Raw genomic sequence first — 26,607 nt, forward strand, 5'->3', positions numbered from 1 at the left:
CCCGCTTTCGCGGGTTTGATCTGAATTGGTGCCCAGAAGAAGACTCGAACTTCCACGACCGTAAGGTCACCAGCACCTGAAGCTGGCGTGTCTACCAATTTCACCATCTGGGCAAAATGAAGCGGTGTAGCTTGTAACGAAAACAGTGTAGCGTGTTGCAGTAAATCTCAGAAGCCAGCGGCAGTTCTAAGATTTGAAATTGGTGCCCAGAAGAAGACTCGAACTTCCACGACCGTAAGGTCACCAGCACCTGAAGCTGGCGTGTCTACCAATTTCACCATCTGGGCATTTCGCTGAGGAACATGATGCTTCACATCGTGCTGCTTCTCAACTATAACGACGGTGTCCGTCGTTGTGGTGCGCACTATACGGATGCTCCTGAGAGCTGTAAACCCCCGTTCAGAAAAAATCTTAAAAAATTCAAGTCGTTGTTCCTTATGATGGTTTTGGCAGCATCCAGGGGGCTCTGACAGGGCTGTCCAAGCCTGAAATTTCCGGTTTCAATACGCCTATGCCAAACTAACCCTTATATAGACAAGGTGAACCCCTCCTAATGGCCGATTGGCAGACCCTCGATCCCGAGGCCGCTCGTGAAGCGGAAAAATACGAAAACCCTATTCCTAGCCGTGAGCTGATCCTCCAGCGTCTGGACGAGCGCGGCTCGCCGGCAGCCCGTGAGCAGCTGGTCGAAGAGTTCGGCCTGACCACCGAAGACCAGATCGAAGCCCTGCGCCGCCGTCTGCGCGCGATGGAGCGTGACGGCCAGCTGATCTATACCCGGCGCGGCACTTATGCCCCGGTAGACAAGCTCGACCTGATCCTCGGCCGCATCGCCGGCCACCGTGACGGCTTTGGCTTCCTGATCCCGGATGACGGCAGCGACGACCTGTTCCTGAGCCCTGCGCAAATGCGCCTGGTGTTCGATGGCGACCGCGCCCTGGCCCGGGTTTCCGGCCTGGATCGTCGTGGCCGCCGCGAAGGCGTGGTGGTCGAAGTGATCTCCCGCGCCCACGAAAGCATCGTTGGCCGCTACTTCGAAGAAGGCGGTATCGGCTTTGTCACCCCCGACAACCCCAAGGTCCAGCAAGAAGTGCTGATCACCCCGGGGCGTAACGGCGGTGCCAAGATCGGCCAGTTCGTCGAAGTCAAGATCACCCACTGGCCGACCCCGCGCTTCCAGCCCCAGGGCGACGTTACCGAAGTGATCGGCAACTACATGGCCCCGGGCATGGAAATCGACGTTGCCCTGCGCAGCTACGACATTCCGCACGTCTGGCCAGAAGCGGTGATCAAGGAAGCGCGCAAGCTCAAGCCGGAAGTCGAAGAGAAAGACAAAGAGCACCGCGTCGACCTGCGTCACCTGCCGTTCGTCACCATTGACGGCGAAGACGCCCGCGACTTCGACGATGCGGTGTACTGCGAGAGCCTGGGCAAATTGCGCCTGTTCTCCGGTGGCTGGCGCCTGTACGTGGCGATTGCCGACGTTTCCAGCTACGTGCGCCTGGGCTCTGCCCTGGATGCCGAAGCCCAGGTGCGCGGCAACTCGGTGTACTTCCCCGAGCGCGTGGTTCCGATGCTGCCTGAAGAGCTGTCCAACGGCCTGTGCTCGCTGAACCCGCACGTCGACCGGCTGGCGATGGTCTGTGAAATGACCATCAACAAGTCCGGGCAGATGGTCGATTACCAGTTCTATGAAGCGGTGATCCACTCCCATGCACGCCTGACCTACAACAAGGTCAGCAGCATGCTCGAACACGCTCGTACCCGCGAAGGCAAGGCCCTGCGCGAGCAGTACAGCGAAGTGGTGCCGGACCTCAAGCAGCTCTATGCGCTGTACAAGGTGCTGCTGGCGGCCCGTCATACCCGTGGCGCGATCGACTTCGAAACCCAGGAAACCCGGATCATCTTCGGTTCCGAGCGCAAGATCGCCGAAATCCGCCCGACCGTGCGCAACGACGCCCACAAGCTGATCGAAGAGTGCATGCTGGCGGCCAACGTGGCCACCGCCGAGTTCCTCAAGAAGCACGAAATTCCGGCCCTGTACCGTGTTCACGACGGCCCGCCACCGGAGCGCCTGGAAAAACTGCGCGCCTTCCTCGGCGAGCTGGGCTTGTCCCTGCACAAGGGCAAGGACGGCCCGTCGCCCAAGGATTACCAGGCATTGTTGGCGAGCATCGCCGACCGCCCGGATTTCCACCTGATCCAGACCGTGATGCTGCGCTCGCTGAGCCAGGCGGTGTACAGCGCCGACAACAACGGCCACTTCGGCCTGAACTACGAGGCGTACACCCACTTCACCTCGCCGATCCGCCGCTACCCGGACCTGCTGACCCACCGGGCGATCCGCAGCGTGATCCGTTCGCGTCAGGAAACCCCGCACGTCAAGCGTGCCGGTGCCATGAGCATCCCCAAGGCGCGCATCTACCCGTACGACGAGGCGACCCTGGAGCAGCTCGGCGAGCAGTGCTCGATGAGCGAGCGGCGTGCCGACGAGGCCACCCGCGACGTGGTCAACTGGCTCAAGTGCGAGTACATGAAAGACCGCGTCGGCGAGAGCTTCCCGGGTGTGATCACCGCGGTGACCGGCTTTGGCCTGTTCGTCGAGCTGACCGACATCTACGTCGAAGGCATGGTCCATGTCAGTGCCCTGCCGGGCGACTACTACCACTTCGACCCTGTGCACCACCGCCTGGCCGGTGAGCGTACCGGGCGCAGCTTCCGCCTGGGCGATACCGTCGAAGTGCGGGTGATGCGCGTCGATCTCGAGCAGCGCAAGATCGACTTCGAGATGGCCGAGAACACCCTCAAGGCGCCGATTGGCCGCAAGCAGCGTGGTGAAGGCGTGCGCCCGCAAGACGGCAAGCCGGTGCCGGTGCTCGACAAGAAGGCCGAGGCGCCGGCCAAGGCTGCAGAGCCTGCCCGTCGAAGCCGCAAGAACGAAACTGCCGAAGCCTATTTCCCAGCCAATGCCGTGGCCAACAACGCCGAAGTGCGCAAGAGCCGGGAAATGAAAAAGGCCTTGATGTCCGATGCCAAGCACGCAGGCGGCAAGCCTGCGTCGAAGTCGGGCAAATCGGAAAAACCGAGCAAGCATCGTAAAGGGCCGCCGAAAGCCGGCTCCGCGTCACGTAAACCCAAGGCCAAGTCATGAGTCAGTTGGAAAAAATCTACGGCGTGCATGCCGTGGAAGCCCTGTTGCGTCACCACCCCAAGCGGGTCAAGCAGATCTGGCTGTCCGAAGGCCGTAGCGAGCCGCGCCTGCAGGCGCTGCTGGAGCTGGCCGGGCAAAACCGCGTGGCGGTCGGCCAGGCTGAACGCCGCGAGATGGATGCCTGGGTTGAAGGCGTGCACCAGGGCGTGGTGGCTGAAGTCAGCCCGAGCCAGGTCTGGGGTGAGGCGATGCTTGAAGAGCTGCTCGACCGCACTGAAGGCGCGCCGCTGATCCTGGTGCTCGACGGCGTTACCGACCCGCACAACCTCGGCGCCTGCCTGCGCACCGCCGATGCCGCCGGCGCGCTGGCGGTGGTGGTGCCCAAAGACAAGTCGGCGACCCTGACCCCAGCGGTTCGGAAAGTGGCCTGCGGTGCGGCAGAAGTCATTCCGCTGGTGGCGGTCACCAACCTCGCGCGGACTCTGGAGAAACTCCAGCAGCGTGGCCTGTGGGTGGTCGGTACTGCGGGCGAGGCCGAGCAAGAGCTGTATCAGCAGGACCTGACCGGCCCGACCATCCTGATCATGGGCGCCGAGGGCAAGGGCATGCGCCGCTTGACCCGCGAGCACTGTGATTTTCTGGTCAAGCTGCCGATGGCCGGCAGCGTCAGCAGCCTGAACGTGTCGGTGGCGACGGGTGTGTGCCTGTTCGAGGCCGTTCGTCAGCGCCAGGCAAAGCGCCAGGCTTGATTTCGGCGTTGCATCTATCGCGGGTCCAGCCCGCTCCCACAGGTCCTTGTGGGAGCGGGCTGGACCCGCGATGCTTTTAAGGCTGTTCAAATAATCACCAATGACCTTGCTTGTCCCCCGGCGCTTCTCTACAATTGCGCCCCTTGCCATGTTGGCAGGCGTTCACGCGCCTCTTCCCAGGGCAAGACATACAAGTGTCCTTCACTCCTTGTCTGACCACTCTGGTGGCAGACTACAACCCGTAAGGAGCATTCATGCGTCATTACGAAATCATCTTTCTGGTCCACCCTGACCAGAGCGAGCAAGTCGGCGGCATGGTTGAGCGTTACACCAAGCTGATCGAAGAAGACGGCGGTAAAATCCACCGTCTGGAAGACTGGGGCCGTCGTCAACTGGCCTATGCAATCAACAATGTTCACAAGGCTCACTACGTGATGCTGAACGTTGAGTGCACCGGCAAGGCCCTGGCCGAGCTGGAAGACAACTTCCGCTACAACGATGCCGTGATCCGTAACCTGGTCATCCGTCGCGACGAAGCCGTTACCGGCCAGTCCGAGATGCTCAAGGCTGAAGAGAACCGCAGTGAGCGCCGTGAGCGTCGCGACCGTCCTGAGCACGAAAGCGCCGAAAGCGCTGATAGTGATGACAGCGACAACAGCGATAACGCTGACGAGTAATCCACGGACCTTTTGAGGAGCCTATTACATGGCACGTTTCTTCCGTCGTCGTAAATTCTGCCGCTTCACTGCTGAAGACGTGAAAGAGATCGATTACAAAGATCTCAACACCCTGAAAGCTTATGTATCCGAAACCGGCAAAATCGTTCCAAGCCGTATCACCGGTACCAAAGCTCGTTATCAGCGTCAGCTGGCTACCGCTATCAAGCGCGCCCGCTTCCTGGCCCTGCTGCCCTACACCGACAGCCACGGCCGCTGAGACCGGGTCGTCGACAAGTAGCAAAGGATAAAATGCATGCGCGCCTTGGCTGATTTCATCATGCGCGGTCGCGTGCAAGCCACCCTCGTGGTGGTGGGTTGTGCGGCTTTGCCGCTGTTGTTCTGGTTGAGTGCCGCCGCCGGGAGCCTGGTGTTCCTGCGGCGCGGTTTCAAGGACGCTTCCGGTGTCCTCGCCTGGGCTTTGTTGCCGGCGATGGCCTGGTGGTTCTTCGGCGAGCCGCGCACCTTGATGGTGTTGCTGGGTACGCTGGGTCTGGCGGCGCTGTTGCGCGCCGGGCAGTCCTGGAACCGGGTGCTGTTGTTCAGCATCGGCATGGGCCTGGTGTACGGGGTTGTACTGGGTTCGGTGTTCCGCGAACCGATTGAAGCTCTGGCTGGAGCGCTTGAAAAAGCCCTGCCGCAGATGCTCGACGGTCTCTACCAACAGTTATCGGTAGAGGAGCGGGGCCGTCTTGGAAGCCTTATTGCACCGGTGCTCGTCGGCCTGATTGCGGCGTTGTTGCAAGCCGTCAGTGTGCTGGCCCTGATGTTGGGCCGTTACTGGCAGGCGTTGTTGTATAACCCGGGTGGTTTTGGTCGCGAGTTTCAAGCGGTCAGGCTCCCCCTGGTGCCGGCGCTGGTGCTGGTGGTGCTCATGCTGGTGGGGCCGAATTTCGGTCCTGAGCTGGCGATGTTGACACCCCTGTGCAGCATACCGCTGATGTTTGCAGGGCTCGCTCTGCTGCATGGGCTGGTGGCGCAAGGACGACTGGCCAAGTTCTGGCTGGTCGGGTTGTACGTGACGCTGGTGCTGTTTATGCAGCTGACTTATCCGTTGCTCGTGGTCCTGGCCATTGTCGACAGCCTGATTGATTTTCGCGGTCGCAAGGCGCCCCCAAAAGGCGCCGATAACGATTCCGCGAACGGTGAAGGTTAAAAGTTAAGAGGTTATTACCAAATGGAACTGATCCTGCTGGAAAAAGTCGCCAACCTGGGCAACCTGGGCGACAAGGTAAAAGTTAAGTCCGGTTACGGTCGTAACTACCTGCTGCCATTCGGCAAAGCCACCGCTGCGACCGCTGCCAACCTGGCTGCGTTCGAAGAGCGTCGTGCTGAGCTGGAAAAAATCGCTGCAGAGAAAAAAGCTTCGGCCGAAACTCGCGCTGCCCAACTGGCTGAGCTGGAAGTGACCATCACTGCCACCGCCGGTGACGAAGGCAAGCTGTTCGGTTCGATCGGCACCCACGACATCGCTGATGCCCTGACCGCCTCCGGCGTTGAAGTGGCTAAAGCTGAAGTTCGTCTGCCGAACGGCACCATCCGTAACGTCGGCGAATACGACGTTGCCGTGCACCTGCACAGCGACGTTGAAGCCACCGTTCGCGTGGTTGTTGTCGCAGCCTAAGCTGTACCGATCGGCTGGCACCTTGGGTGTCAGCCGGTTAACATCGGGCACGATCCTGCTTTGCAGGTCGTGCCCTTTGTCTTTTTCATCACCCTGATTCCTGCGTGGCCATGAACGAGATAACCGCCCCCGAGCAATATGATCTGCAAACCGCTGCCCTGAAGGTGCCGCCGCATTCCATCGAGGCCGAACAGGCCGTGCTCGGTGGCTTGATGCTGGACAACAACGCCTGGGAGCGCGTGCTCGATCAAGTCTCCGACGGCGACTTCTATCGGCATGACCACCGCCTGATCTTCCGCGCCATCCACAAGCTCGCTGACCAGAACGCCCCGTTCGACGTGGTGACCCTGCACGAGCAGCTGGACAAGGAAGGCCTGAGTTCGCAGGTTGGCGGCCTGGGTTACCTGGGCGAACTGGCCAAGAACACCCCGTCGGTGGCCAACATCAAGGCCTATGCCGCGATCATCCGCGAGCGAGCAACCCTGCGTCAGCTGATCAGCATCAGCAACGAGATCGCCGATAGCGCCTTCAACCCGCAAGGGCGCAATGCTGCCGAGATCCTCGACGAAGCCGAACGGCAGATCTTCCAGATCGCCGAAGCGCGGCCGAAGACCGGTGGCCCGGTGGGCGTCAACGACCTGCTGACCAAGGCCATCGACCGCATCGACACGCTGTTCAATACCGACAGTGCGATCACCGGCCTGTCCACCGGCTACACCGACCTCGACGAGAAGACCAGCGGCCTGCAGCCGGCCGACCTGATCATCGTCGCCGGCCGGCCGTCGATGGGTAAGACCACCTTCGCCATGAACCTGGTCGAGAACGCGGTACTGCGCAGCGACAAGGCGGTGCTGGTGTACTCCCTGGAGATGCCAGGCGAATCGCTGATCATGCGTATGCTGTCGTCGCTCGGGCGCATCGACCAGACCAAGGTGCGCTCCGGCCAGCTTGAAGACGACGACTGGCCGCGGCTGACCTCGGCGGTCAACCTGCTCAACGATCGCAAGCTGTTCATCGATGACACCGCCGGCATCAGCCCGTCGGAAATGCGCGCCCGGACCCGCCGCCTGGTGCGCGAGCACGGCGACATCGCCCTGATCATGATCGACTACCTGCAGCTGATGCAGATCCCGGGCTCCAGCGGCGACAACCGTACCAACGAGATTTCCGAGATCTCCCGCTCGCTCAAGGCCCTGGCCAAAGAGTTCAACTGCCCGGTAGTTGCCCTGTCGCAGCTCAACCGCTCCCTCGAACAGCGGCCGAACAAGCGCCCGGTGAACTCCGACTTGCGCGAATCGGGTGCGATCGAGCAGGACGCCGACGTGATCATGTTCGTTTACCGCGACGAGGTGTACCACCCGGAGACCGAGCACAAGGGCATTGCCGAAATCATCATCGGCAAGCAGCGCAACGGCCCGATCGGCTTTATCCGCCTGGCCTTCATCGGCAAGTACACACGCTTCGAAAACCTCGCGCCGGGCAGTTACAACTTCGACGACGACGAGTAAGGGCAATTTGGACAATTCCGACCTTGAGCGTCGGAATTGGTCAATTTTTGTGCTATATTCCGCGCCCGCGATTTTTCATCGATTAGCCACCGGTCACTGACATGCAAGCAGCCAAACCACTTTTCGACTATCCCAAGTACTGGGCCGAATGCTTCGGGCCAGCACCGTTCCTGCCGATGAGCAGGGAGGAGATGGATCAGCTCGGCTGGGATTCCTGCGACATCATCATCGTGACCGGTGATGCCTACGTCGACCATCCGTCGTTCGGCATGGCCATCATTGGCCGCCTGCTGGAAGCCCAGGGCTTTCGCGTGGGCATCATTGCCCAGCCGGACTGGCAGTCCAAAGACGACTTCATGAAGCTCGGCGAGCCGAACCTGTTCTTCGGCGTCGCGGCCGGCAACATGGATTCGATGATCAACCGCTACACCGCCGACAAGAAGATCCGCTCCGACGACGCCTATACCCCGGGCGGCATGGCCGGCAAGCGTCCGGACCGCGCCAGCCTGGTATACAGCCAGCGCTGCAAGGAAGCCTACAAGCATGTGCCGATCGTCCTCGGCGGCATCGAAGCCTCCCTGCGCCGCATCGCTCACTACGACTACTGGCAGGACAAGGTCCGTCATTCGATCCTGATCGACGCCTGCGCCGACATCCTGCTGTACGGCAACGCCGAGCGGGCCATCGTCGAAGTGGCCCAGCGCCTGTCGTTCGGCGAGTCGATCGAGAGCATCACCGACATTCGCGGCACCGCCTTCGTACGCCGTGATACCCCGCAAGGCTGGTACGAGGTCGACTCGACCCGTATCGACCGTCCGGGCAAGGTCGACAAGATCATCAACCCGTACGTCAACACCCAGGACACCCAGGCCTGCGCCATCGAGCAGGAAAAGGGCGAGGTCGAAGACCCCAACGAAGCCAAGGTTGTGCAGATCCTCGCCAGCCCGCGCATGACCCGTGACAAGACGGTCATCCGCCTGCCGTCGTTCGAGAAGGTCCGCAACGACCCGGTGCTCTATGCCCACGCCAACCGCGTGCTGCACCTGGAGACCAACCCGGGTAACGCCCGTGCCCTGGTGCAGAAGCATGGCGAAGTGGACGTGTGGTTCAACCCGCCACCCATTCCGATGACCACCGAAGAAATGGACTACGTGTTCGGCATGCCCTATGCGCGCATCCCGCACCCGGCGTACGGCAAGGAGAAAATCCCCGCCTACGACATGATCCGCTTCTCGGTGAACATCATGCGCGGCTGCTTCGGCGGCTGCACCTTCTGCTCGATCACCGAGCACGAAGGGCGCATCATCCAGAACCGCTCGCACGAGTCGATCATTCGCGAGATCGAAGAGATTCGCGACAAGGTGCCCGGCTTTACCGGGGTCATCTCCGACCTCGGCGGCCCGACTGCGAACATGTACCGCATCGCCTGCAAGAGCCCCGAGATCGAATCGGCGTGCCGCAAGCCGTCGTGCGTGTTCCCGGGCATCTGCCCGAACTTGAACACCGACCACTCGGCGCTGATCAAGCTGTACCGCAGCGCCCGTGACCTGCCGGGGGTGAAGAAGATCCTCATCGCCTCGGGCCTGCGTTACGACCTGGCGGTAGAGTCGCCGGAATACGTCAAGGAGCTGGTGACCCACCACGTCGGCGGCTACCTGAAGATTGCCCCGGAGCACACCGAGGAAGGCCCGCTGAACCAGATGATGAAGCCGGGCATCGGTAGCTATGACCGCTTCAAGCGCATGTTCGAGAAGTACTCGAAAGAGGCGGGCAAAGAGCAGTACCTGATCCCGTACTTCATCGCCGCGCACCCGGGCACCACCGACGAAGACATGATGAACCTGGCCCTGTGGCTCAAGGGCAACGGCTTTCGTGCCGACCAGGTGCAGGCGTTCTACCCGTCGCCAATGGCCTCGGCCACGGCCATGTACCACTCGGGCAAGAACCCGCTGCGCAAGGTCACTTACAAGAGCGACCCGGTGACCATCGTCAAGAGCGAGCAGCAGCGCCGCTTGCACAAGGCCTTTTTGCGCTACCACGATCCGAAGGGCTGGCCGATGCTGCGTGAAGCCCTGGAGCGCATGGGCCGCGCCGACCTGATCGGCCCGGGCAAGCACCAGTTGATCCCGCTGCACCAGCCGGCGACCGACAGCTACCAGAGTGCCCGGCGCAAGAACTCGACCCCGGCCGGCAGCCACAAGGTGGCCAAAGAGCAGAAGATCCTCACCCAGCACAACGGCTTGCCGCCGCGTGCCAGCGATGGTTCCAAGCCGTGGGACAAGCGTGAACAGGCCAAGGCGGCGGCGTTTGCCCGCAACCAGGAAGCGGCCAAGGCGCGCAAAGATGCCGCCAAGGGCGGCAAGGGCAAGAAAAAGCCCGCCCGCCAGCCGGTTCTGCCGCGCTAACTGAAACGCCAGCCTTCGGGCTGGCGTTTTTGTTTGCGTCGCTGGCAAAGCCTCAAATCTGTGCAAGGCTTGCACGGCGGCCTCGCTACGGTGCGCTTTTGGTGCGACTGTACCGGCTGCATGCAGGGAATCGCAGGCCTGGGCCCATGGCACAAGTCTTGCGCGGTTCCACTACCGCCCAGGCTCGCAGGAGGCCCGCCGTGTCGATTCATGTCGCCTTGCACCATGTCACCGAGTACCGCTACGACCGTGCAGTTGAACTGGGCCCGCAAATTGTTCGCCTGCGCCCGGCCGCCCACAGCCGTACCCGGATCCTCTCCTACGGGCTGAAGGTGCAGCCGGGTGGGCATTTCATCAATTGGCAGCAGGACCCACAGGGCAACTACCTGGCGCGCCTGGTATTCCCGGAAAAGACTGACAGCCTGCGCGTGGAAGTCGACCTGGTCGCCGAGATGGCGGTGTTCAATCCGTTCGACTTCTTTCTCGAACCCTACGCCGAGCAGATTCCCTTCAGTTATGGCCGAGACGAACGCCACGAACTGCTGCCCTACCTGGAGCAACTGCCGCTGACGCCGAAGTTCGCCACCTACCTGGACAGCATCGAGCGCACGCCCCAGGCCAGTGTCGATTTCCTGGTGGCGCTCAATCAGCGCCTGAGCGAGGACATCAGCTACCTCATCCGCCTCGAGCCCGGTGTGCAAACCCCGGAGCAGACCCTGGAACTGGGTTCCGGCTCCTGCCGCGACTCGGCCTGGCTACTGGTGCAGTTGTTGCGCCACCTGGGCCTGGCGGCGCGGTTCGTCTCCGGTTATCTGATTCAGCTGACCGCCGACATCAAGGCACTGGACGGCCCGTCGGGCACCGAAGAGGACTTCACCGACCTGCACGCCTGGTGCGAGGTGTACCTGCCCGGCGCCGGCTGGATCGGCCTGGACGCCACCTCCGGGCTGTTTGCCGGGGAAGGGCATATCCCATTGGCTTGTAGCCCCGATCCGACTTCAGCGGCGCCGATCAGCGGCCTGGTCGAGCCCTGCGAATGCACTTTCGAGCATGAAATGAGTGTCGAGCGCCTGTGGGAATCGCCGCGGGTTACGCTGCCCTACAGCGACGAACAATGGCAGGCCATCGTCGCCCTCGGGCGCCAGGTGGACAGCGACCTGAAAGCAGCGGACGTGCGCCTGACCATGGGCGGTGAACCAACCTTCGTGGCCATTGACGACCCTGACGGCGCCGAGTGGAACACCGCAGCGCTGGGCGTGAACAAACGGCGCCTGGCCGGTGAGCTGTTCCAGCGCCTGTACAAGCATTACGCGCCCCATGGCCTGGTGCACTTCGGCCAGGGCAAATGGTACCCGGGCGAGCAACTGCCGCGTTGGTCGCTCAACTGCTTTTGGCGGCGTGATGGTGTGCCGCTGTGGAACAATCCGGCGTTGATCGCCGACCAACACCAGGACCTCGGCGCCGACAGCGCGCTGGCCGCGCGCTTCCTGGCCAGCGTTGCCGAACGGCTGAGGCTGCCTGCGCGTTATGTCTTCGGCGCCTACGAAGACTCACTCTATTACCTGTGGCGCGAGGGCGGCCTGCCGTCCAATGTGCGCCCCGACGCTGCGCGCCTGGACGACGAGATGGAGCGTGCAAGGCTGCGCAAGGTGTTCAGCCAGGGCCTGGACAAGGTCATCGGCCAGGTGCTGCCGCTGGCCCGCAGTGCCGACGAGCAACGCTGGCAGAGCGGACGCTGGTACTTGCGCGATGAGCATTGCCGCCTGGTGCCGGGCGACTCGCCGCTGGGTTACCGCTTGCCGCTGGCGGCGCAGCCCTGGGTCAAGGCCGCGGAATATCCCTACGTGCATCCGACCGATCCCAACCAGGTGCTCGGCGATCTGCCTGATCGTGACCAACTGCTCAAGGCCAGCGCCGGGCAGGCGCTCGATGAGCAGGAGCACGCAGCACCCGAGGTCGATGCCTCGGCCGACTGGCTGACCCGTACCGCGCTGTGTGCAGAGCCGCGAGAAGGGCGCCTGTACCTGTTCATGCCACCGCTGTCTCGATTGCAGGATTACCTCGAGCTGGTTGCGGTGATCGAAGCCACCGCGGCCGAGCTGCATTGCCCGGTCATCCTCGAAGGCTACGAGCCGCCGGCCGATCCGCGCCTGGCCAACTTCAAGGTGACTCCCGACCCCGGCGTCATCGAGGTCAACGTGCAGCCTTCGGCCAGTTGGGACGAACTGGTGGAGCGCACCGAGTTCCTATACGAGCAGGCGCGCCTGACGCGCTTGAGCAGCGAAAAATTCATGATCGACGGCCGACACACCGGCACCGGTGGCGGTAACCATTTCGTCCTCGGTGGCGCCACCCCGGCCGACTCGCCGTTCCTGCGCCGCCCTGACTTGCTACGTAGCCTGATCAGCTACTGGCACAATCACCCGTCACTTTCCTACCTGTTTTCCGGCCTGTTCATTGGTCCGACTTCCCAGGCGCCGCGGGTGGATGAAGCGCGTAACGATGCGCTGTATGAGCTGGAAATCGCTTTCGCGCAGATGCCGGCAGCGGGCGAGGAAGGCCCGCCGTGGCTGGTCGACCGGCTGCTGCGCAACTTGCTGATCGACGTTACCGGCAATACCCACCGCGCCGAGTTCTGCATCGACAAGCTGTACTCCCCGGACGGCCCGGCCGGGCGTTTGGGGTTGCTGGAACTGCGCGCCTTCGAGATGCCGCCGCATGCGCGCATGAGCCTGGTCCAGCAACTGCTGCTGCGCGCCCTGGTCGCGCGTTTCTGGCGTGAGCCCTATGCGCCCAAGCGCCTGGCCCGCTGGGGCACCGAGCTGCATGACCGGTTCATGCTGGGGCACTTTATCGAACAGGACTTTGCCGATGTGCTGGTCGAGCTCAACGCCGCCGGCTACCCGCTGCGTGCCGAGTGGTTTGCCGCACACCTGGAGTTTCGCTTCCCCAAGGTCGGCGACTATGCCGTCAACGGCATCGAGCTGGAACTGCGCCAGGCCCTGGAGCCCTGGCATGTACTGGGCGAGGAGGGCGCGGGCGGTGCCACGGTGCGTTATGTCGACTCGTCGCTGGAGCGCCTGCAGGTCAAGGTCAGCGGCCTGCCGCCGGAGCGTTATCAACTGACCTGTAACGGTCGGGCGCTACCCTTGCAAGCCACCGGGCGCGTCGGTGAGTTCGTCGCGGCGGTGCGCTATCGCGCCTGGCAGCCGGCCAATTGCCTACAGCCAAGCATTGCGGTGCATGCGCCGCTGGTGTTCGACTTGCTCGATACCTGGATGGGCCGCTCGCTGGGCGGTTGCCAGTACCACGTGGCGCATCCGGGCGGGCGCAACTACCAGACCCTGCCGGTCAATGCCAACGAAGCCCAGAGCCGGCGCCAGGCGCGCTTCTTCCGCCTCGGACACAGCCCGGGTGTAGTGGAGATACCATCGGCGCAGGTGAACCCGGAACTACCCTTTACCCTGGATCTGCGCCGCGGCTGAGCGCTACTCTGAACTGACCTGTGGCCTTCGAGCATTGCCATGCCTGACCTGTTGGATGCTTACCCGCTGAGTGCGGGGACTTATCACGAGATGCTCGAAAGCCAGGGCGCGGTGCGCCCGCACTGGCAGCCGTTGTGCGCCTACCTGCAGCGCAGCGGGCCGGCACAACTGGCCCAGCGCCAGGCCTCGCTGACCCGCCAGTTGCGCGAGAACGGCGTCACCTACAACGTTTACGCCGACCCCAAGGGCGCCGACCGGCCCTGGGAGCTGGACCTGTTGCCGCACCTGCTGCCTGCCGCCGAATGGCAGCAACTGGCCGCCGGTGTTGAACAGCGCGCGCGCTTGCTCAATGCGGTACTGGCCGATATCTACGGGCCGCAGCAGTTGATCAGCGAAGGCCTGCTGCCGGCCGAGCTGGTCTATGGCCACAACAATTTCCTCTGGCCCTGCCAGGGTATAGCGCCACCTGAAGGCACCTACCTGCATGTCTACGCGGTGGACCTGGCCCGTGCCCCGGACGGGCGCTGGTGGGTGACGGCAGACCGCACCCAGGCGCCGTCGGGCGCAGGCTTCGCGCTGGAGAATCGCACCATCGTTTCGCGGGCGTTGCCCGAGCTATACCGCGACTTGCAGGTGCAACACCTGGCCGGTTTCTTCCGCACCCTGCAACAGACCCTGGCGCGCCTGGCACCCAGTGACCAGGAGGCGCCACTGGTGGTGCTGCTGACCCCAGGGCGCTTCAACGAGAGCTATTTCGAGCACCTGTACCTGGCGCGGCAGCTGGGTTATCCCCTGGTCGAGGGCAGCGACCTGACCGTGCGCGATGCCACCGTATACCTCAAGACCCTGAGCGGCCTGCGCCGGGTGCACGCAATCATGCGGCGCCTGGACGATGATTTCTGCGACCCGCTGGAGCTGCGCACCGACTCGGCCCTGGGCGTGCCCGGCTTGCTCGATGCCGTGCGCCAGGGCCGGGTGCTGGTGGCCAATGCGCTGGGCAGCGGCGTGCTTGAGTCGCCGGGCCTGCTCGGTTTCTTGCCGGCGATCAACCAGCGCTTGTTTGCTGAAGAACTGAGCCTGCCGTCGATCGCCACCTGGTGGTGCGGTGAGCCACCGGTGATGGCGCGGGCACTGGAGCAGTTGCCGAAGCTATTGGTCAAGCCGGCGTTCCCGTCACAGAGTTTCAGCCCGGTGTTCGGCCGTGACCTCGACCCGGCCCAGCGCCAGGCCCTGGCCGAACGCATCCAGGCACGGCCCTACGCCTATGTCGCCCAGGAGCTGGCGCAGTTGTCCCAGGCGCCGGTGTGGCAGGCCGACAAGGGCCAGGTGCAGCCGCGGGCCATTGGCATGCGTGTGTACGCGGTGGCCTCGGCGGACGGTTATCGGGTGCTGCCCGGTGGCCTGACCCGGGTTGCTGCGCAAGCTGACGCCGAGGTGGTGTCGATGCAGCGCGGTGGCGCCAGCAAGGACACCTGGGTGCTCGGCGAAGCGGCGCCAGCGGGCGAGCAATGGCGGGCCCAGCGCACCATCGGCGTGGCCGAACTGATCCGCCAGGACCCTTACCTGCCGTCGCGGGTGGTGGAGAACCTGTTCTGGTTCGGGCGCTACTGCGAGCGCTGCGATGCCAGTGCGCGCCTGCTGCGGATCATCCTCACCCGCTACCTGGACGGCGACGATCCGCTGGCCCTGCAGGCGGCGGTGGAACTGGCCGATGAATTGTCGCTGCTGCCGGAGGAGGGCGAGTTGCCCGAGCGCCTGCGCGCGGCGCTGGACGATGGCGACTGGGCCTTCAGCCTGCGGGCCAATTTGCAGCGTCTGCACTGGGCGGCGTCGCAGGTGCGCGGCAAGCTCTCGCGGGAGAACTGGCAGGCGCTGGTCGAGCTGCAGCGGGAGGCGCAATGCCTGGAAGATGCCGAGGCGGACTTTGGCGAGCGGGTGGATTTTCTCAACCGCCTGGTGATGTCGCTGGCGGCGCTGTCGGGTTTTGCCCTCGACGACATGACCCGCGACGAAGGCTGGCGCTTCCTGATGATTGGCCGGCGTATCGAGCGATTGCAGTCACTGTGCAGCAGCCTGGCGGCGTTTCTGCGCGGGCCGGCGGTGTACGACCAGGCCGGGCTTGAATGGTTGCTGGAGCTGGGCAATAGCAGCATCACCTACCGCTCGCGCTACCTGGCGGTGGCGCAGTTGATCCCGGTGCTCGATCTGCTCCTGCTCGATGAACAGAACCCCCACGCCGTGCTGTTCCAGCTCAAACTGCTGGTGCGTGCCAACCAACGCTTGAGCGAGGAATTCGACAGCCCGCGCGACCCGGCTCTGGCGCTACTGGCCGAGCAATTGCGTCACTTCGACCTGCGCAGCCTGGAAGACCCGTTGTTCGGCAGCGCCAGTGTACAAGCGGTGCTGTCGGGGCTTGCTGACCTGCTGCAAGGGGTGGCCCTGGCCAGTGGCGAGATTTCCGAGCGCCTGGCCCTGCGCCATTTCGCTCACGTCGACGATGTCAGCCAGCAGACGGTGTCGCTGTGATGAGTGCGCGCTACCAGATTATCCACGACACCCATTACCGCTACGACAGCCCGGTGTCCCTGGCCCAGCAGCTGGCGCACTTATGGCCACGGCCTTGCGCCTGGCAACGCTGCACGGCCCAGGCCCTGCAGGTCAGCCCGCAGCCGACCCTGCGGCGCGATGAGTGGGACGTGTTCGGCAACCCGCTGACGCGCCTGGCGTTCGAGCGCCAGCATGAGCAGTTGCGGGTGGTGGCGCGCTTGCAGGTTGAAGTGCTCGAGCGGGCGGCGCCGGACTTTGCCGCCTCGCCGGCCTGGGAGCAGGTGCGCGAGGCCCTGACCTATGCCAGTCAGCCGATGGCAGCGGCGCTTCTGGAAGCCTGCCGTTATCGATTCGAGTCGCCTTATGTACGCCTCAAGCAGCGCTTCGTGGCCTTCAGCGAATCCTCTTTCGAGCCTGGCCGGGCATTGCTGGAAGGCGTGCAGGCGTTGATGGAGAAGATCTTCAGCGAGTTCACCTTCGATGCCGAGGCGACCCAGGTCGCCACGCCGCTGGTGGAGGTGCTGGAGCGCCGCCGCGGCGTGTGCCAGGACTTTGCCCACCTGATGCTCGCCTGCCTGCGCTCGCGCGGCCTGGCGGCGCGTTATGTCAGCGGCTACCTGCTGACCCGGCCGCCACCCGGCCAGCCACGGCTGATCGGCGCCGATGCCTCGCATGCGTGGATTTCAGTGTTTTGCCCGGGGCAGGGCTGGATCGATTTCGATCCCACCAACAACCTGCGCCCGGCGCTGGAACACATCACCCTGGCCTGGGGCCGGGATTTTTCCGATGTCTCGCCGCTGCGTGGGGTGATCCTCGGTGGCGGCAGCCATGACCCGCAGGTGCAGGTCACGGTGATGCCGCTGGATGAGGCCACAGCCTTGTAGGAGCGGGCTTGCCCCGCGATGAGGCGGGTCAATCAGGCTTCTTGTCGACCCACTTGGGCAGCACCGGGGCTTCAAAGTTGTCCATGGCCTCGAGCAGCTCGGCTGGCGAGTCGGCCAGTTGCAGCATGGCGCGGTGTTGCGGGCGCACGAAGCCTTCTTCCACCACATGGTCAAGGAAGCTGCCCAGCTTGCTGTAGAAGCCGTTGACGTCGAGCAGGCCCAGGGGCTTGGCGTGGTAACCCAACTGGCCCCAGGTCCAGACTTCGAACAGCTCTTCCAGGGTGCCCAGGCCACCGGGCAGGGCCACGAATGCGTCGCTCAGTTCGGCCATGCGTGCCTTGCGCGCGTGCATGCCGTCGACCACTTCCAGGCGGGTCAGGCCGGTGTGGCCGATCTCGGCGTTTTTCAGCGCTTCAGGGATGATGCCGATGACTTCGCCACCGGCGGCCATGGCCGCATCGGCAACGATACCCATCAGGCCCACGGCGCCACCGCCGTACACCAGGGTCAGGCCGCGCGCGGCGATGGCCTGGCCGAGGGCGATGGCCGCCTCGCGGTAGGCCGGGTTGACGCCGGTGCTGGCGCCACAGAACACACAAACGGAACGTACGGGCATTGCTTCTCTCCGGTTACAAGCGCACACAGAGTAAGGTGCTGGCCGCTCGCTTCCAAGCCCGCAGTCGTTACTCCGGCCGGGCGAATTCGCATGAGGCGCCCGCAGCGCCGCAGGCGTAGGCGGCCAGCAGGCCATTGAAGAAAGTACCAAAGGACATGATCGTTTACTCCTAAATGAGAGGTTGTCTCATCCTCCCTCAAAGGTGCATGATGGGCACTTAGATTTCCTGTATACAATCCATAGAACAAATTCACTGCCTGGCTCTTCGGCCAGTGCTTGACCCACATCATGGGCCGGCCTTGCGGTTTCAGGCAGTCTGCAAACTGATAAAAAACCCCTGCCATGGAGATTCACGATGTTTGCCAAAGTTGTCGCAGTATCCTTGCTGACCCTCGCCAGCACTCAGGTATTTGCCGCTGAGTGCAAGGCGACGATCGACTCCACCGACCAGATGTCCTTCAACACCAAGGCCATCGAAATCGACAAGAGCTGCAAGACCTTCACTGTCGAACTGACCCACTCAGGTTCGTTGCCGAAGAACGTCATGGGCCACAACCTGGTCATCAGCAAAGAAGCTGACATGCAGCCGATCGCCACCGACGGCCTGGCTGCCGGCATCGACAAGAGCTACCTGAAAGAAGGCGACGAGCGCGTGATCGCCCACACCAAGATCATCGGCGCTGGCGAGAAGGATTCGCTGACCATCGACGTGTCCAAGCTGAAAGCTGACGAGAAGTACGGCTTCTTCTGCTCGTTCCCTGGCCACATCTCGATGATGAAAGGCACTGTTACCCTGAAGTAATTCGGGTACCTGATCGCGGGGCAAGCCCGCTCCCACAGGAGCGGGCTTGCCCCGCGATGCGTTCAAGGCGCGAACGGCATCTCGCGCTTGTGCTGGGTCTTGCGGTAGGTGGCGCTGATGATGTCGAACGCTTCCTGGCTCACCGCCTCGCCATGCAGGAACGCATCGATCTGCGCATAGGTGACGCCGTGGGACGCTTCGTCCGGCTTGCCTGGCGCCAGGTCCTCAAGGTCTGCAGTCGGCACCTTCTCCACCAGTGACTCCGGCGCGCCAAAGCTGCGCGCGATGGCCCGCACCTGGTTTTTCACCAGGCCACTGAGCGGTGCCAGGTCGCAGGAACCATCACCAAACTTGGTAAAGAAGCCCATCACCGCTTCGGCGGCATGGTCGGTGCCGATCACCAGGCCCTGGCGGGCGCCGGCGATGGTGTACTGGGCAACCATGCGCATGCGCGCCTTGGTGTTGCCGACGACGAAATCGACCATCGCCGGCGCGCCGTTTTCCAGGGCCTTGACCTCGGTCGCCAGGGCACGCACGGCCGGGGCGATGTCGACAGTGTGCACCTCGTCGGCCTTGATCACCTCCAGGCAGGCCTGGGCGTCGTGTTCGTCGTGCTGCACCTGGTACGGCAGGCGCACGGCAATGAAGCGGTACTGCTCATCAGCCGTCTCGCTGCGCAGTTCATTGATCGCCCGTTGCGCCATCAGCGCGGCGGTCAGCGAGTCAACACCACCACTGATACCCAGCACCAGGGTCTTGAGCCGTGCGTTGTGCAGGCAGGTCTTGATGAAGGCCACGCGCCGGGCCACTTCGGCTTCGAGCGCGGCGCTGTCGGCGAACGGCGGCTGGACCTTGAGCGCTTGCGCAATCTCTCGCTGGACGGCTTGCATGAATTACTCCTTGGACACTTTGAAGACGTGGCGCAGGTAGGCGACGAAGTTTTCGTCGCGGCATTGGGTCTTGGCCGCCTCATCGGAAATCTTGGCGACGGGCTGGCCGTTACAGTCGGTCATTTTAAGCACGATGCTCATCGGCGCCACCCCGGGCAGATCGCAGGTGAGGTTGGTACCGATGCCGAAGCTGACATTGATGCGCCCGCGCAGGGCCCGGAAGATCTCCAGCGACTTGGTCAGGTTCAGGCCGTCGGAGAACACCAGGGTCTTGGTCATCGGGTCGATCCCCAGCTTGCGATAGTGGCTGATGGCCTTTTCCGCCCACTGCACCGGATCGCCCGAGTCATGGCGCAGGCCGTCGAACAGCTTGGCGAAGTACAGGTCGAAATCGGTCAGGAAAGCATCCATGGTGATGCAATCGGTCAGGGCGATGCCCAGCAGCCCGCGGTACTCGCGCACCCAACAATCGAGCGCGGCAATCTGGCTGTCGATCAGCCGCGGCCCCAGTTGCTGGTGGGCCATGATCCACTCGTGGGCCATGGTCCCCAGTGGCTTGATATCCAGTTTCCGTGCCAGGTGCACGTTGCTGGTGCCGACGAAACGCGCGGGGAAATCTTCCTTGAGCACCCGTACCACTTCTTCCTGAACCTTGTAGGAGAAGCGTCGGCGGGTGCCGAAGTCGGCGACCTGCAATTCGGCCAGCTCCTCACTGCTGGCATTGGCCTTGAGCCAGTCGAACTTACGGTACAGCTGGTCGCGGGCGTCGCTGAGTTTGGCCTGGGGGTGGCGATGGCGGTTGCGCACCTCACTGATGATCGCAAGCAAAGGTACTTCAAACAGGATCACGTGCAGCCAGGGGCCGCGCAGGCGCAAGTACAGCTGGTCGTTCTCGACCCCCAGTTGCAGGTAGCGCAGGTTGAAGCGGAACAGGCCGAGAAAGCGCAGGAAGTCCGGCTTCATGAAGCTGATCTGCTCGAGGAAGCCCAGCTGGCCATTACCCAGGCTCAGTTCGCACAACTGCTCGATCTGCTCGCGGATCTGCGCCAGATAAGGGCGCAGGTCTTCACCATTGCGGCAGCGGAACTCCCATTCCACGTCGACGTTGGGGTAGTTGTGCAGCACGGCCTGCATCATGGTCAGCTTGTAGAAATCGGTGTCGAGCAGGTTCTGCACGATGCGATCGGCAAATGCACTCTCGCTCATAGGGGGCTCCAAAGGGGGCGCGCGCCATCACCGCCAGCGACGGCGCACAGACCTGCGCATTGTGCCAGCCTTTGCCGCCACGCGGGCAGGCCGAGGCCGGGGTAATTCGGTAGCAGGCTACAGGTAGCGGCGCTTTTGTCGGGCAGCGGCTAGCCTGTAATGGTGCCCGCTGTAGCAGTCGCGCACCAAGGATGTGCAGTTCGGTTACGCATCCTGTTACAGGCTGGTTGCACGTAACCACAACCCAGGGTTGCAATGATGGCACTTCGCGGTTGCTCTTTTTTCTCGTGTCCGGTGGCGCTTGTCGTGAGGCAGACGGTTGCACGACCAGTAAAAAAAGGCCGTGAATCCTGGCTGCGCAACTTGTTCACGAGTTTTTCCAGAATAAAAAACCAATGGCACGGCCCTTGCTCAGAGCAATTGCTGAAAGTTGTAGTGCCAACCAAAAAAAACTCCAGGAGCACCACCTCATGTCGCAGACGTTTTACAAGAAAGGCTTTCTGGCCCTCGCCGTAGCTACGGCGCTGGGCGTTTCTTCGTATGTTCAGGCCGACATCAAGATCGGCGTAGCAGGCCCGATGACCGGTGCCAACGCAGCGTTTGGCGAGCAGTACATGAAAGGTGCACAGGCAGCGGCTGACAAGGTCAATGCCGCGGGCGGCGTCAACGGCGAGAAGATCGTGCTGGTCAAGGGCGACGATGCCTGCGAGCCGAAGCAGGCCGTGGCGGTGGCCAACCGCCTGGTCGACCAGGACAAGGTGATCGGTGTGGTCGGGCACTTCTGCTCGTCCAACACCATTCCGGCGTCTGAGGTGTATGACGAAGCCGGTGTCATCGCCATCACCCCGGGCTCGACCAACCCGGCGGTTACCGAACGCGGCCTGACTGGCATGTTTCGCATGTGCGGACGTGACGACCAGCAGGGCATCGTCGCCGGCGACTACATCGTCGACGTGCTCAAGGGCAAGAAGGTTGTCGTCCTGCATGACAAGGACACCTACGGCCAGGGCCTGGCCGATGCGACCAAGGCTCAACTGGTCAAACGCGGCGTGACACCGGTGCTGTACGAAGGCCTGACCCGTGGCGAGAAAGACTTCAGCGCCGTGGTCACCAAGATTCGTGGTGCCGGTGCCGACGTCGTCTACTTCGGTGGCCTGCACCCGGAAGCCGGTCCACTGGTGCGACAACTGCGTGAAGCGGGCCTGAAAGACGTCAAGTTCATGTCCGACGACGGCATCGTAACCGACGAACTGGTGGCCACTGCCGGTGGCGCGCAATACGTCGATGGCGTGTACATGACCTTCGGCGCCGACCCGCGCCTGCTGCCAGACAGCAAGGCGGTGGTCGAGGAGTTCCGCAAAGGCGGCACCGAGCCAGAAGGCTACACCCTGTATGCCTACGCTTCGGTCCAGGCCCTGGCTGCAGCCTTCAACGGCGCCAAGTCGAACAAGGGCGAAGACGCTGCCAAGTGGCTCAAGGCCAACCCGGTGCAAACCGTGATGGGCGAGAAAAAGTGGGACAGCAAGGGCGACCTGACGGTCTCCGACTATGTGGTCTACCAATGGGACAAGGACGGCAAGTACCACCAGCTGGAAAAACAAAAATAACAACGGTAGGCGACCCGGGCCTGAGCCCGGGTCGCTACCCGGTTTTGCGCCGTACCTGTCTTTTCTCGTAGATCTGCACAACCCTGCGCTGCGAGGGCCGCTTCATCCGGGGCTCACCGTAGTCGGCGCTTGTGCAATCTCAAATACGTGAGATTGCGTTATGGATGGTATTTTCCTGCAGCAACTGGTCAACGGGCTGACCCTCGGGTCCGTCTATGGCCTGATCGCCATCGGCTACACAATGGTCTATGGCATTATCGGCATGATCAACTTCGCGCACGGCGAGGTGTATATGATTTCCGCGTACCTGGCGGCAATCAGCCTGGCATTGCTGGCGTATTTCGGTATCGAATCCTTCCCCTTGCTGATGCTCGGGACGCTGATCTTCACGGTGGTGGTCACCGGAGTCTACGGCTGGACCATCGAACGCATCGCCTACAAACCCCTGCGCAACTCCACCCGCCTGGCGCCGCTGATCAGTGCCATCGGCATCTCGCTGATCCTGCAGAACTATGCGCAGATCAGCCAGGGCGCACGCCAGCAAGGCGTACCGACCCTGCTTGAAGGCGCCTGGCGCGTCGAAGTGGGCACCGGTTTCGTGCAACTGACCTACACCAAGATCTTCATCCTGGTGGCGGCCTTCGTCGGCATGGCGGCGCTTACCTACATCATCAAGTTCACCAAGCTCGGGCGCATGTGCCGGGCCACCCAGCAGGATCGCAAGATGGCTTCGATCCTCGGTATCAACACTGACCGGGTGATCTCCTATGTGTTTGTCATCGGTGCGGTCATGGCGGCCCTGGCCGGCGTGCTGATCACCATGAACTACGGCACCTTCGACTTCTATGCGGGCTTTATCATCGGCATCAAGGCCTTCACCGCCGCGGTGCTCGGTGGCATTGGCTCGCTGCCGGGCGCCATGCTCGGCGGGATCATCCTCGGGATTTCCGAGTCGCTGTTCTCCGGGCTGATCAACTCCGACTACAAAGACGTGTTCAGTTTCTCGCTGCTGGTGCTGATCCTGATCTTCCGTCCCCAAGGCCTGCTGGGTCGCCCACTCGTGGCGAAGGTGTAAGTATGTCTGCTGCCAAAACAACTACATTCGATATCAAGCGCAGCCTGATCGATACGGTCCTCGCCGGGCTGATTTCCCTGATCGTTTTCGGGCCCATCGTCGGCGTGGTGCTCGACGGCTACAGCTTCAACCTTGAACCGACCCGTGTCGCCTGGCTGGTGGCCGGGGTGATGGTCGGGCGGTTTTTCCTCAGCCTGTTCCTGCAGACGCCCAAGGGCCAGTCGATTCTCCAGGGCTTCGAGGGCAGTGGTTCCGGCGTGCACGTGCTGGCGCCGGACTACAAGTCGCGGCTGCGCTGGATCATTCCGGCACTGATCGTGATTGCCATCGTCTTCCCATTCTTCGCCAACAAGTACCTGCTGACCGTGGTCATCCTCGGCCTGATCTACGTACTGCTGGGCCTGGGCCTGAACATCGTGGTAGGTCTTGCCGGCCTGCTCGACCTGGGTTACGTGGCCTTCTACGCCATCGGCGCCTACGGCCTGGCCCTGGGTTACCAGTACCTGGGCCTGGGCTTCTGGACGGTGTTGCCCCTGGCGGCAATCGCTGCGGCGCTGGCCGGGTGCATATTGGGCTTTCCGGTGCTGAGGATGCATGGCGACTACCTGGCCATCGTTACCCTCGGCTTTGGTGAGATCATCCGTCTGGTGCTCAACAACTGGCTGTCGTTCACCGGCGGTCCCAACGGCATGCCGGTGCCGTCGCCAACCTTCATGGGCCTGGAGTTCGGCCGTCGGGCCAAGGACGGCGGGGTGCCGTTCCACGAGTTCTTCGGCATTGCCTACAACCCCAACGTGAAATTCCTGTTCATCTACATCGTGCTGTTCCTGGTGGTGCTGGCGGTGCTGTACATCAAGCACCGGTTGACCCGCATGCCGGTCGGCCGCGCCTGGGAAGCGCTGCGCGAAGATGAGATCGCCTGCCGTTCCATGGGACTGAACCATGTGCTGGTGAAACTCTCGGCCTTCACCCTCGGCGCCTCTACCGCCGGCCTTGCCGGGGTGTTCTTTGCCAGCTACCAGGGCTTCGTCAACCCGTCGTCGTTCACCTTCTTCGAGTCGGCGCTGATCCTTGCCATCGTCGTGCTCGGCGGCATGGGCTCGACCGTCGGCGTGGTGATTGCTGCGTTCGTGCTGACCGTGGCGCCGGAGCTATTGCGCAGCTTCTCCGAGTACCGGGTGCTGCTGTTCGGCGTGCTGATGGTGTTGATGATGATCTGGAGACCGCGCGGCCTGATTCGTATCAGCCGTACCGGTGTAGTCCCGCGTAAAGGAGTGGCGCCATGAGCGATGACGTGATTCTCTCGGTTGAAAACCTGATGATGCAGTTTGGCGGCATCAAGGCGCTCAGCGATGTCAGCCTCAAGGTCAGACGCAACCAGATCTTCGCCCTGATCGGCCCCAACGGTGCCGGCAAGACCACGGTGTTCAACTGCCTGACCGGCTTCTACAAAGCCAGTGGCGGCAAGATCGAACTGAACCTGCGCGGCACCCGCACCAATGTCATCCAGCTGCTGGGCGAACGCTTTCAGCTGGGCGATTTCGTCTCGCCCAAGCGCTTCATCAACCGCCTGCACTACAAGATGTTTGGCGGTACTCACCTGGTCAACCGCGCAGGTCTGGCGCGGACCTTCCAGAACATTCGCCTGTTCCGGGAAATGTCGGTGGTCGAGAACCTGCTGGTGGCCCAGCACATGTGGGTCAACCGCAACCTGCTGGCCGGCGTGCTCAACACCAAGGGCTACCGCAAGGCCGAAAGCGATGCCCTCGACCATGCCTTCTACTGGCTGGAAGTGGTCGACCTGGTCGACTGCGCCAACCGCCTGGCCGGTGAGCTGTCGTACGGCCAGCAACGGCGCCTGGAGATTGCCCGGGCCATGTGCACGCGGCCGCAGATCATCTGCCTCGACGAACCGGCTGCCGGCCTCAACCCGCAGGAAACCGAAGCGCTGAGCAAAATGATCCGCGTGCTGCGCGACGAACATGACCTGACCGTGGTGCTGATCGAGCACGACATGGGCATGGTCATGAGCATTTCCGACCATATCGTGGTGCTTGACCACGGCAACGTGATCGCCGAAGGCGCGCCACAGGACATCCGTCACAACCCGACGGTGATTGCCGCCTACCTGGGCGCCGATGAAGAGGAACTGGTATGAGTACACCGATCCTCGAACTGAAAGAGATCGACGTGTTCTACGGGCCGATCCAGGCCCTGAAGAAAGTCTCGCTGCACATCGATGAAGGCGAAACGGTCAGCCTGATCGGCTCCAATGGCGCCGGCAAGTCAACCCTGCTGATGTCGATCTTCGGCCAGCCGCGGGCGGCAGCCGGGCAGATCATCTACCGTGGCACCGACATTACTCACAAATCGTCGCACTACATCGCTTCCAACGGCATTGCCCAGTCGCCGGAAGGTCGCCGGGTGTTCCCCGACATGTCGGTGGAAGAGAACCTGATGATGGGCACCATCCCGATCGGCGACAAGTTCGCCAGCGAGGACATGCAGCGCATGTTCGAACTGTTCCCGCGGCTCAAGGAGCGGCGCAACCAGCGCGCCATGACCATGTCCGGCGGCGAGCAGCAGATGCTCGCCATCGCCCGGGCTTTGATGAGCCGGCCCAAATTGCTGCTGCTCGATGAGCCGTCGCTGGGCCTGGCGCCGATCGTGGTCAAGCAGATCTTCGCCACCTTGCGCGAGCTGGCGCAGACCGGCATGACCATCTTCCTGGTGGAGCAGAACGCCAACCATGCGCTGAAGCTCTCGGACCGCGCCTATGTAATGGTCAACGGTCATATCCGCATGACCGGTACTGGCCAGGAGCTGTTGGTCAACGAGGAGGTGCGCAACGCTTACTTGGGCGGGCACTGATCGGTAGTGAAAAAAGCGCCCCGGCTGACGGGGCGTTTTTTTGTCCACAGATTTGTGGAAAACATTGTTCAGACATTCTTTTGGGCGCGACAGAACGTCGCTTCAGCGGGCGTTTTCATAGAGGTTTGAGTTGTCCACCATTGGTGTGGAACCGACTGTGGGTAACTTGGGTGCAGCTTGCTGAAGCCCTTTGTTTACAAGGCTTCCAGAGTTGTGGTTGTTTTTTGATCAGGTTTTTTCGCGGCTTTCGCATCGGGGTTTGTCAAGTGTTTTGTCCTTAGCGCAAATGGCGATTAAAGCGCGCTTCCGGCCTGTGGATAACTCTGTGGGCAAGCCTTGGAAAGATCGGCGAAGACAGCGTCGTTACAGGCCTGGAGCCATCATGGAAATCCACGCCTTCGACGCCTGTTGCCGGCCTTAGGTCAAGGCCTGCGCCAGAGGTCAAGGGAAATACTTGCGCAAGCCCCGGAT

The 26,607-nt window shown here is 62.6% G+C and carries 20 protein-coding genes and 2 tRNA genes; 17 read left to right on the plus strand and 5 right to left on the minus strand.

The features are described 5' to 3' along the window. Window positions 1-26: 26 nt before the first annotated feature. Window positions 27-113 (minus strand) — tRNA-Leu (locus tag LOY37_RS02500). A gap of 87 nt (window positions 114-200) precedes the next feature. After that, window positions 201-287, minus strand: a tRNA-Leu gene (locus LOY37_RS02505). A gap of 266 nt (window positions 288-553) precedes the next feature. On the opposite strand from LOY37_RS02505, the gene rnr reads away from it, so the two are divergent. The 11 genes from rnr (at window position 554) to LOY37_RS02560 (ending at window position 17,069) form a co-directional block, all read left to right on the plus strand. Next, window positions 554-3,151, plus strand: a complete 2,598-nt coding sequence (rnr, locus tag LOY37_RS02510; protein ID WP_045196866.1) for a ribonuclease R — start codon at window positions 554-556, stop codon at window positions 3,149-3,151. Then, entirely contained in the window at window positions 3,148-3,900 is a 753-nt protein-coding gene (rlmB, locus tag LOY37_RS02515; RefSeq protein WP_045196868.1) for a 23S rRNA (guanosine(2251)-2'-O)-methyltransferase RlmB, read from the plus strand. Before rnr ends, rlmB begins: the two co-directional genes overlap by 4 nt. Before the next feature lie 254 nt (window positions 3,901-4,154). Next, window positions 4,155-4,577, plus strand: coding sequence for a 30S ribosomal protein S6 (rpsF, locus tag LOY37_RS02520; RefSeq protein ID WP_045196870.1), 423 nt, complete (start codon window positions 4,155-4,157; stop codon window positions 4,575-4,577). A gap of 28 nt (window positions 4,578-4,605) precedes the next feature. After that, window positions 4,606-4,836: a 30S ribosomal protein S18 gene (gene rpsR, locus LOY37_RS02525; protein WP_009403887.1), complete on the plus strand. Its 231-nt coding sequence runs from the start codon at window positions 4,606-4,608 to the stop codon at window positions 4,834-4,836. A gap of 36 nt (window positions 4,837-4,872) precedes the next feature. Continuing rightward, complete coding sequence (locus tag LOY37_RS02530; protein ID WP_045196874.1) at window positions 4,873-5,772, plus strand: hypothetical protein; 900 nt, start codon at window positions 4,873-4,875, stop codon at window positions 5,770-5,772. Window positions 5,773-5,793: 21 nt separating this feature from the next. After that, window positions 5,794-6,240, plus strand: a complete 447-nt coding sequence (rplI, locus tag LOY37_RS02535; protein WP_093376705.1) for a 50S ribosomal protein L9 — start codon at window positions 5,794-5,796, stop codon at window positions 6,238-6,240. Between the two features lie 110 nt (window positions 6,241-6,350). Then, entirely contained in the window at window positions 6,351-7,748 is a 1,398-nt protein-coding gene (gene dnaB / locus LOY37_RS02540) for a replicative DNA helicase (RefSeq protein WP_045196878.1), read from the plus strand. A gap of 101 nt (window positions 7,749-7,849) precedes the next feature. Continuing rightward, entirely contained in the window at window positions 7,850-10,153 is a 2,304-nt protein-coding gene (locus LOY37_RS02545) for a YgiQ family radical SAM protein (RefSeq protein ID WP_045196880.1), read from the plus strand. Between the two features lie 200 nt (window positions 10,154-10,353). Next, window positions 10,354-13,638, plus strand: coding sequence for a DUF2126 domain-containing protein (locus tag LOY37_RS02550; protein WP_258716244.1), 3,285 nt, complete (start codon window positions 10,354-10,356; stop codon window positions 13,636-13,638). 39 nt (window positions 13,639-13,677) lie between these two features. After that, window positions 13,678-16,164, plus strand: coding sequence for a circularly permuted type 2 ATP-grasp protein (locus LOY37_RS02555; protein WP_258716245.1), 2,487 nt, complete (start codon window positions 13,678-13,680; stop codon window positions 16,162-16,164). Then, complete coding sequence (locus LOY37_RS02560; RefSeq protein ID WP_093376693.1) at window positions 16,164-17,069, plus strand: transglutaminase family protein; 906 nt, start codon at window positions 16,164-16,166, stop codon at window positions 17,067-17,069. The genes LOY37_RS02555 and LOY37_RS02560 overlap by 1 nt, the downstream gene beginning before the upstream one ends. Window positions 17,070-17,097: 28 nt before the next feature. Here the strand turns inward: LOY37_RS02560 and LOY37_RS02565 are convergent, their stop codons facing one another. After that, window positions 17,098-17,685 carry a TIGR00730 family Rossman fold protein gene (locus tag LOY37_RS02565; protein WP_045196888.1) on the minus strand — a complete coding sequence of 196 codons (588 nt, stop codon included), beginning with the start codon at window positions 17,683-17,685 and terminating at the stop codon, window positions 17,098-17,100. Between the two features lie 355 nt (window positions 17,686-18,040). Between LOY37_RS02565 and azu the strand changes: the two genes are divergently transcribed. Further along, window positions 18,041-18,487: an azurin gene (azu, locus tag LOY37_RS02570; protein ID WP_045196890.1), complete on the plus strand. Its 447-nt coding sequence runs from the start codon at window positions 18,041-18,043 to the stop codon at window positions 18,485-18,487. 62 nt (window positions 18,488-18,549) lie between these two features. Here the strand turns inward: azu and nadE are convergent, their stop codons facing one another. Then, window positions 18,550-19,377: an ammonia-dependent NAD(+) synthetase gene (nadE, locus tag LOY37_RS02575; RefSeq protein ID WP_045196892.1), complete on the minus strand. Its 828-nt coding sequence runs from the start codon at window positions 19,375-19,377 to the stop codon at window positions 18,550-18,552. Between the two features lie 3 nt (window positions 19,378-19,380). Next, window positions 19,381-20,583, minus strand: a complete 1,203-nt coding sequence (pncB, locus tag LOY37_RS02580) for a nicotinate phosphoribosyltransferase (protein WP_045196893.1) — start codon at window positions 20,581-20,583, stop codon at window positions 19,381-19,383. A gap of 470 nt (window positions 20,584-21,053) precedes the next feature. Here pncB and LOY37_RS02585 point away from each other — a divergent pair, with 470 nt between their 5' ends. The 5 genes from LOY37_RS02585 (at window position 21,054) to LOY37_RS02605 (ending at window position 26,136) form a co-directional block, all read left to right on the plus strand. After that, window positions 21,054-22,190 carry a branched-chain amino acid ABC transporter substrate-binding protein gene (locus LOY37_RS02585; RefSeq protein WP_045196895.1) on the plus strand — a complete coding sequence of 379 codons (1,137 nt, stop codon included), beginning with the start codon at window positions 21,054-21,056 and terminating at the stop codon, window positions 22,188-22,190. Window positions 22,191-22,350: 160 nt separating this feature from the next. Next, a complete protein-coding gene (locus LOY37_RS02590) occupies window positions 22,351-23,265 on the plus strand; it encodes an ABC transporter permease subunit (RefSeq protein ID WP_010221625.1) in 915 nt (304 codons plus the stop codon). 2 nt (window positions 23,266-23,267) lie between these two features. After that, window positions 23,268-24,551, plus strand: a complete 1,284-nt coding sequence (gene livM / locus LOY37_RS02595) for a high-affinity branched-chain amino acid ABC transporter permease LivM (protein ID WP_045196897.1) — start codon at window positions 23,268-23,270, stop codon at window positions 24,549-24,551. Beyond that, window positions 24,548-25,423 (plus strand): ABC transporter ATP-binding protein, encoded by an 876-nt coding sequence (locus LOY37_RS02600; RefSeq protein WP_038997426.1) that lies wholly within the window; start codon window positions 24,548-24,550, stop codon window positions 25,421-25,423. The genes livM and LOY37_RS02600 overlap by 4 nt, the downstream gene beginning before the upstream one ends. After that, window positions 25,420-26,136, plus strand: coding sequence for an ABC transporter ATP-binding protein (locus LOY37_RS02605; protein ID WP_038997425.1), 717 nt, complete (start codon window positions 25,420-25,422; stop codon window positions 26,134-26,136). Before LOY37_RS02600 ends, LOY37_RS02605 begins: the two co-directional genes overlap by 4 nt. The last annotated feature ends 471 nt before the right edge of the window (window positions 26,137-26,607 follow it).

Origin of the sequence: Pseudomonas sp. B21-012 (genome assembly GCF_024749305.1) — a bacterium.
Taxonomy (GTDB): Bacteria; Pseudomonadota; Gammaproteobacteria; order Pseudomonadales; family Pseudomonadaceae; genus Aquipseudomonas.